General features: G+C 41.8%; 5 protein-coding genes and 2 pseudogenes. 3 read left to right on the forward strand and 4 right to left on the reverse strand.

Annotation, left to right across the window (positions count from 1 at the left end; translation table 11 throughout):
• From LGZ98_RS22575 to LGZ98_RS22585, 3 genes are all read left to right on the forward strand, one after another.
• A partial coding sequence (locus tag LGZ98_RS22575) for a thioester reductase domain-containing protein (RefSeq protein WP_262978627.1) occupies positions 1-2,836 on the forward strand: 2,836 nt, incomplete at its 5' end.
• Between the two features lie 9 nt (positions 2,837-2,845).
• Positions 2,846-3,235 carry a nuclear transport factor 2 family protein gene (locus LGZ98_RS22580; protein WP_262978628.1) on the forward strand — a complete coding sequence of 130 codons (390 nt, stop codon included), beginning with the start codon at positions 2,846-2,848 and terminating at the stop codon, positions 3,233-3,235.
• 140 nt (positions 3,236-3,375) lie between these two features.
• Entirely contained in the window at positions 3,376-3,840 is a 465-nt protein-coding gene (locus tag LGZ98_RS22585; protein ID WP_262978629.1) for a MarR family winged helix-turn-helix transcriptional regulator, read from the forward strand.
• A gap of 70 nt (positions 3,841-3,910) precedes the next feature.
• Here LGZ98_RS22585 and LGZ98_RS22590 read toward each other — a convergent pair.
• From LGZ98_RS22590 to LGZ98_RS22605, 4 genes and pseudogenes are all read right to left on the reverse strand, one after another.
• Positions 3,911-4,393 (reverse strand): annotated as a pseudogene (locus tag LGZ98_RS22590) (type VI secretion system ATPase TssH); the annotation flags it as partial.
• A 204-nt stretch (positions 4,394-4,597) separates the two neighbouring features.
• Positions 4,598-6,280, reverse strand: a complete 1,683-nt coding sequence (locus LGZ98_RS22595; RefSeq protein WP_113043512.1) for an OmpA family protein — start codon at positions 6,278-6,280, stop codon at positions 4,598-4,600.
• Between the two features lie 16 nt (positions 6,281-6,296).
• Positions 6,297-6,941, reverse strand: a complete 645-nt coding sequence (tssL, locus tag LGZ98_RS22600) for a type VI secretion system protein TssL, short form (protein ID WP_113043513.1) — start codon at positions 6,939-6,941, stop codon at positions 6,297-6,299.
• An 82-nt stretch (positions 6,942-7,023) separates the two neighbouring features.
• A pseudogene (locus tag LGZ98_RS22605) lies at positions 7,024-7,157 on the reverse strand (type VI secretion system contractile sheath small subunit); the annotation flags it as partial.
• Positions 7,158-7,675 lie beyond the last annotated feature (518 nt).

A 7,675-nucleotide genomic window follows, 5' to 3' on the forward strand; every position in this document is an offset into this window, starting at 1 on the left:
TTCACGAGTAGGTTTATTGCTAAACCGAAATGAAGATTCTATTGCCGCTTTGCTGGCCGTTTTGAAAACAGGTGCATCTTATGTTCCCATTGACCCCAATTATCCCCAAGAACGTGTTGAATATATGCTCTGGGACGCAGCGGTGGATTGTATCATAACCACCAGTGAGTTTGTCACAACATTATCTGCGACCATCCATAAAATTGTGTTATTAGATGAAACGGTATTTATACGGGATGTTAACTGGCAATCAGTGCAACGGAAGCCAGAAGATGAGTTATATGTCATCTACACTTCCGGTTCAACAGGACAACCCAAAGGAGTGCGTTTACTAAATAAGACACTGTCCAATCTTCTTACATGGCAAAAAGAGATCACTATTTGCGTTGAAGGTGATTGCACACTTCATTATATGTCTTTATCTTTTGATGTTTCTGTACAGGAAATATTTGGCACTTTATGTACTGGAGGAAAATTATATATTGCAGATGAAGAGGAACGTAAGGATCTACATCATTTACAAAGTATCATTGAGTTAAACGAGATCCGCCGAGCATATTTTCCCTATGTGGCACTTCAACATTTGGCTCAATTAACAGCCACGAATAAAGCTCAACTATCAATGCTTGATGAAGTTTACTCAACAGGTGAACAGCTGGTTCTTACTTCTGATATTAAACATATGTTTAATACCAACCGAAGACTGATTAACCTTTATGGTCCTTCAGAGAGTCATGTTTGTTCTGCTTATGTCATGCTGGCAGATATATCTTCGTGGGGAGACAGCGCATCAATAGGGTATCCACTACCCGGATTTACAATGCTTATATTAGATGAACACAAACGTATAGTTCCAGCTGGTGTCGCAGGTGAACTTTGGATTATCAGTGATTTTCTTTCTCCAGGTTATCACAACAAAGATCATGAAACTCAAGCACGATTTTTAACCGGAAACTGGCCAGGTACACTGAGCCAACATGCTTATAAATCTGGTGATCTAATAAAACTAAAATCCGATAACTCATTTACATATCTTGGTCGTTTGGATAACCAGTTAAAAATCCGAGGATTCCGCATTGAACCATCAGGAATAGAAGCAGTTATCAATTCATTGGACGGTGTAAAAGTATCCGCAGTCATTGGAAAGGAAATATCAGCAGGTAACAAAATGCTGGTGGCTTTCATAATCACAACTGAACCATTAGAACGCATTGAATTGTTAACTAGGTTACGCAGCTATCTACCAGATTATATGGTTCCAAATGAGTTCATATTTTTGCCGGATCTTCCAACTACTCCCAGTGGTAAAATTGATCGAAAAGCACTGCATCACATTGAAATAACTAAAATGTCGGATGATGTTGAAAAAAACGACATTGAAGAGGTTCTGACTTCAACCGAACAAACAGTAAAATTACTCTGGCAAAAAGTTTTTCCTAATCGAGCGATTAACCCAGGAGATAATTTCTTCAATATTGGAGGGCATTCGTTGTTAGCAACACAGTTAGTATATTTACTACGTAGGAAATTTAATGTCGATTTTCCGCTTAAATTACTATTTAATACTGCTACTTTACGTGATATGGCAACTTCAGTTGATATATATCTGAATAACGACAAAAAATCAGATGATGAAATAAAGAATACATTTATTAACGATGCTTTCATCCAGCATGATTGGACGTATACGCGCCAATTAAATCCATCGATGAGTGGTGATGTATTACTCACAGGTGCTACTGGTTTTTTAGGTATCTATCTGCTTCGGGCTTTACAGCAACAAATTACGGGTAGAGTCATTTGTTTAATCAGGGCCAAAGATAATAGTGCTGGATTGAGACGTATAATAAAAAATGCTCACTGCTATGGCATCGATCATGACATTGATTTTTCACGTGTTGAAATTGTGGTGGGGGATATTTCCAAAGCAAAGTTTGATCTAACAGAGGCTGAATATCAATCATTATCGGAAAGAGTATCTAAAGTATATCACGCAGCTGCTCATATTAACTTTGTTCTTCCATACAGTTCTGTTAAGGGAGCAAATGTCGATGGTATCGTGGAAGTCATTAATTTTTGTTGTCATCATGAACACAAGAAGCTGGAATATATTTCTACTATTGCCGTCTTTGCGCCGGACTATCCCAAACAGCCAATAACAGAAGATAGTTTCCCTGACTATCCGAACTCACTATCTATCGGTTATACTCAAAGTAAATGGGTGGCTGAGCAGTATGTACAGCAGGCCAGATCTCAAGGAATTGATATCAATATTTATCGGATAGGGCGTATATCAGGTGACAGTGTGACCGGTGCATGTCAAGAAGATGATTTTCTATGGCTACAAATTAAAAGCTTTATCCAAATGGGAATGGCACCATACCCTGAATTGCTAACTACTGATCTATTGCCGGTTGATTTCGTCAGTCAGGCCATTGTGGCATTATCAGCCTCGAATAGGATACATGAGCATCAAAACTTCCATTTATTTCATCCGAAAGGCACGGATTTTACCCCAGCATATCTGGCTATTACACGAACAGAGTATGACATCACAACGGTTTCTGAATCAGCATGGTTAGAAAAACTCGAACAGATGGTTGTCAATGGCGATGACGTGGCTCTAGGGTCACTGATCCACCTTTTTAAAGAAAATGCTTTAAATATTGGTAATAGTATCTATAACAACCGAAGTACACACGAAGCCATTAAAGTCTTAGGCCTCGATTTTCCAGATATTAATGTAAAAACTTTCTCAAAACTAATTTCTTATTTTATGAATAAAGAAATCATACAGTCGTATGACACTGAAAGTAAACAACATATAAGACACTAAGGAGAAATGATGTTTAAAGTTGTGTTCGATAACTATATAGAAGCAGTTTTGGAAAAGTCACCAACAAAACTTGCTGCTCTATTTTGTGACGATGGCATTCTGAGGTTACCATTCCGTACCAGTCGCGATACCATTGAGAGCCAGTCACAGATACTTGAGCATTATTCAGCAAGTTTTGGTCAGGCACCTCTGATTTTTACTTCTGTTCAGGATGTAGAACTGTACTCTACAGATAATCCTGATACTTTTATCGTTGAATATCGACTAAATGGTAAGACCTTGCCAGATAAAAAAGATTTTTATTGTTTATATATTAATGTGTTTAAATTGAACAACGGTAGGATTAAAGAATTACATGACTATGAGGATGTTCTTAACCGAGCAGCCATTTTCTCTTAATTTTGGCTGTTCTTAATCGTAAATTAAGTAGATAGTTATAAGCCTGTTCTATAAAAATTACTTTTCTTTATAAATTTTTATTATGGGGCAGGCAGTTAATTCGATTTCTTATTCAATACTCAGGTTATAAAAGAACCCACATGATAACAGATAATCAAGATACTAGTGATACTACTGTAACACCTTTTGAAGATGCATTGAGCAGGCTTCAGTGTGTCCTTGTTGCGAGAAGAACCATTACAAACCCAGAGGGTATTTCATGGGCAGAATATGATACTTTATATTTACTTCAGCAATATCAACCGATGAATCCTACTGAAATTAGTGAAAAACTCGGCTTTACTCGCTCTAAAATGTCTAAGATTCTGAGGTTACTAAAAGATAACGAATTTATTAAACAAGAAACAGGGGAAAACGATAAACGCGAGATGGTCACTAAATTGAGCCCAAAGGGACTAATGTTTTTGCAGCGAGTTGCATCAAATAGGCACAATATGGCTGATATTGTGGAGTCTAATATGTCCAAAGATGAAATAGCTATATTTACAGAACTTTGTCATCGCGCTGCTGATCTTTTATATGCACAAACACTAATTGAGGATTAAGCGCATATTTATCTGTGTCGCTATCCTCAATTTCAGTGATTGATCCATCCGCCGTCAGGCACGCCGCTATCTGTATCTCCGGGCGCTCGTCCGATTGTTGATCCAGCAACGGGCGCAAACGTTGTAGTTGCGTCACATTCAAGTTGAGTAACGGCCAGGTATGATGAATACGCAACCAAGCCGGTTGGCCGCGCAGCACCTGCAAAAGATGCACCGAGCGAATAGATTCATTACCCTCTTCCAGAGAAGCAACACACCAAGCAACCTGTAACAAACTACACAGGTCGCTTGATAACCACGGGCGTTGATTGATGCTATGTGGCAAACGGTTAATTGTAGTCAGCAACGACTGCCATAACGCATCCATATCCCACTCATAACGTCGAGCAATCACCGTAATATCGCCTTCGCCGCCCTCAAGCAGCTTGAGTAACCAGTGTTCCACCGTGATTTCAGCATGTGCCCGTGTCTGGCAAAATGCAGCGGCAGCTTCCAATGCCCGTGCGCAATAGGAGTTTAAGCGGCGCAATAGTGCAGTAAATACGGTATCCATATTAAAGTCCTAGTTGTCATTGAGAGGTTAGGCGGCATTCAACAAACGAGCAGTGTTTCGCCATAGCTATCGCTTAACGAATGCTTACCCGTCGCTTGTTGTTTGAAATGCCCCCATTCTCAGGTAAAAATTTATCTGTCTGACGAGGTTATATCCCGGCCAGTTTTACGTTTAACAAACACTTCATCCGCTGAATGAAAAGAGTTACTTAAAAGAGTTGCCATACCCGCGTATGGCACCCACCCTCGGCGGTATCAGACTGATTTCAACCCTACGATTGACAGCACGCCCCGCTGCGGTTGTGTTGGTAGCGATCGGCCGCGTTGCACCTTCACCTTTTACGACAAAGCAAATCGGCGATACATCACTGGTTTGTAATATCCAATTTCGTACTGCTTTTGCCCGCGCCAGCGACAGTACGCGGTTTTTTGCGGCATCACCGGTTGAATCAGTATGACCTGTTATCACCACCATCCAGCCCGGTTTAGCTTTAATCTCGATCAATGCGTTCACCAGCACTTTGCCCGCTTCTGGCTTAAGACGTGACTGTCCAACGTCAAACAGTGACATGCTGCTCAGGTTCAATGTCTGTGGCAACGGCTTGCCACTCTCCGGTACAGCAGGCGAAGATACCGGTAACACCGCATGGTTGATCACAGCCATCAATGGCGTATAAAGGCGATCACCTAAATAAAGCCCTAACCCTAAACGCACCAGCTCGCCATCACGTTGATATTTTTCCAGCAACGTCGCATCAAGCTTAAGTTGATGGTAAGCCTGCATTTTTGCGTCGCTATCTTTCACGTCAACTACCCGATAATGCTGTAAATCACTGCGTATCTGGCGTAACAGGTGCAAGTTGTTCCAGACACTGGAGGCCAACGCCAGACAAACAAACCCGCTCAGTAGGCCGATGCCCCAGATGACCGCTCGCCGGTACGGTGTATGACCAACATGATGTGGCAACAGGCGTAACATAGCATTGGGAAATGGCGATACATTCACCGCCTCAGCAATACTGTGGCTAATGCGGGGTAAAGTGGTACGGTTGATCAGCCATTTCGTCCATAAGCTGTCTGCCTGTGGCGTTTGTGGCAAAAACGTCAGCGCCATTGCTATCGGGTAACAAGGCCGACTGACCAGCTCCAGGGATTGACATTCGTTCAAGATGTTTTCTACCATCCAACGTTGCCATGCCGCCGCCACAATCGCTTGTTGTAAACGTGTGACGCGTTGCTGTGCATCTCCTTCGGTCAACCAGATATTCATCTCAACAGCAGCGTGTTTTTCTCCCCATACCGTCATTGTCGAGCTATCTGCCTGTAGCTCGAACCACGGGCTGATATCGCCATCAAGATAGCTGGCGATCAATACTGGTGTATGACAAGCGGTCAGTTGAGTAACACGATCAACCTGATAGCGAAGTTCCCTGATCTTTGCCGCCATCACCGCGTGATCCCATTGCTGTTCAGGAAAGAGTGTTAATAACACGCTGATCTGCCTACACCAATCAGGTCTGGCTGCAATAATCGCTTCTACCAGCATGCTCATCTCACTTTGTTTCGGCACACAGATAAAACAGCCCTGTGGCGTGAAGCGTACCGATTCTTCCGCAAACAGGGTTGCCACGCTATCTCCGCAGGTTAGCACCACAGACTGGCGCCACGAAGCAGCAGGTAATGCCGCCATCAAACGGCAAATACTGGCCTGATGGGATATTTCAAGTGTGGTACGTCCCACCCACCACCAGGCAATCAACGTTACCATCAAGATCGCAGCCAACCACAATGCAACTGACACATTCCCTAACGGGAGGAAAAATAGGCATAACAGCGCCGCCAGAACACCAGCTAAAAGCCACAACGCTCGTTTTAATACGCAACTCAATTTGCTCTCCTTAGCCTTACCCAACAGACAAATATTGCTGAAGATAGAGACGCAGACCGCACCACACCAAAGTTACTCCGGCTATGGCCAAGCATCCCCAAAACCACGGAGAGCATGCACGCCAACATTGGCCCTGATGACGGTCTGCATTGACGCGTATCATCTGATGAGGTTGCACCACCATCACCCCGGCACGATCAGTCAAGATATCCAGTAATGACTGACGTTCCTGAGAAATTTTTTCCAAGTCACCCCCCTGAAAGCCCAATGCCAATACACGCTGGAAACCCGCTAATACCAGCAGAGAGGGTTGTGGTTGATTCAACACTTGACGTATACGTTCAAACAGCCGTTCTCCAGCATGGTTGCTATTGCAAAATAGTGTCTGCAACGGCGTTTTCGACCAAGTTTCATAGCCATTATCCCGCTCAGGGTGTCTGAATATGGTTTCATCCAGCAACGCACACAAGGCATAGATGATGTGAGCCATGTGCTCTTCGCTGATACCACTTGCACTTAATTGCTGTCGTGCCTCTTCTATCAACTCCACCCCTTTTTGATATAACGCCTCACCGTGCACCGATTTATCACCGCTTTTTAGCGCAATGACTAACATTCCAATGTCAAGCATCAGGTCATCAATTGAAATCTCTTTATTCATAGATCCTCCTCAAGGAAATCCCAGGGATGAATCAGCCCCAGATGCGCAATACAGTTGTTGGTCAGTGCCTCCCAACGCGCTTGTTGTTGTAATTCCCCATGACCAGCAATTTCAACGGTAGCTCAACCTTTTTCCGTGCACCGCCAGTATGTAAATCCAATTTAATATTAATACGCAACGCGACTTAGAGACTTCATTTTGAAAACTTGCAGTCATTGATGGCTCCTTACTACCAAAAACAGAATAAAAATATCATGTGTCACGGCATGATATTTTTATGAAATAACACGCTTTATCAGATAGTTACGAATCAGACAATTAGACAAACAGCAAATATGAGGGGGATGAATAATGGCATCTCAATTGACGAATGGCTTAACAAAACAACCGATGCAAAATAACCTCAAACTATACTCACGCTAACGAAAGAATTACCGTAGAAAACATCCAACAAAGAAAAAATTAATCTTGTATAGATAATAAGAGGTACAACCTCAACAGAAGTTAAACAAGACAAAATTAAATAAAAATAAACAAAATTCAGGAAATCCTTAATGACATTTCGTAACCAATTATAATTGTTACTATTTTTAATTCTTAATTTGTTACAAATTGTAATAATCTGTAATAACCAGTAAAAATATGCAATAAATATCGGATAATTGTTATTATTATTTCACGACTTTATTTTATCTTCTTTGCTAAAATGAGATTGATTATTAATTACATTATTA

This window comes from Photorhabdus kayaii (assembly GCF_025384895.1).
GTDB classification, from domain to species: Bacteria; Pseudomonadota; Gammaproteobacteria; order Enterobacterales; family Enterobacteriaceae; genus Photorhabdus; species Photorhabdus kayaii.

Bases quoted from the DNA above. Each gene is read 5' to 3' on its own strand.
- LGZ98_RS22580 (WP_262978628.1), top strand. From the start codon at position 2,846: ATGTTTAAAGTTGTGTTCGATAACTATATAGAAGCAGTTTTGGAAAAG.
- LGZ98_RS22585 (WP_262978629.1), top strand. From the start codon at position 3,376: ATGATAACAGATAATCAAGATACTAGTGATACTACTGTAACACCTTTT.
- tssL (WP_113043513.1), bottom strand. From the start codon at position 6,941: ATGAATAAAGAGATTTCAATTGATGACCTGATGCTTGACATTGGAATG.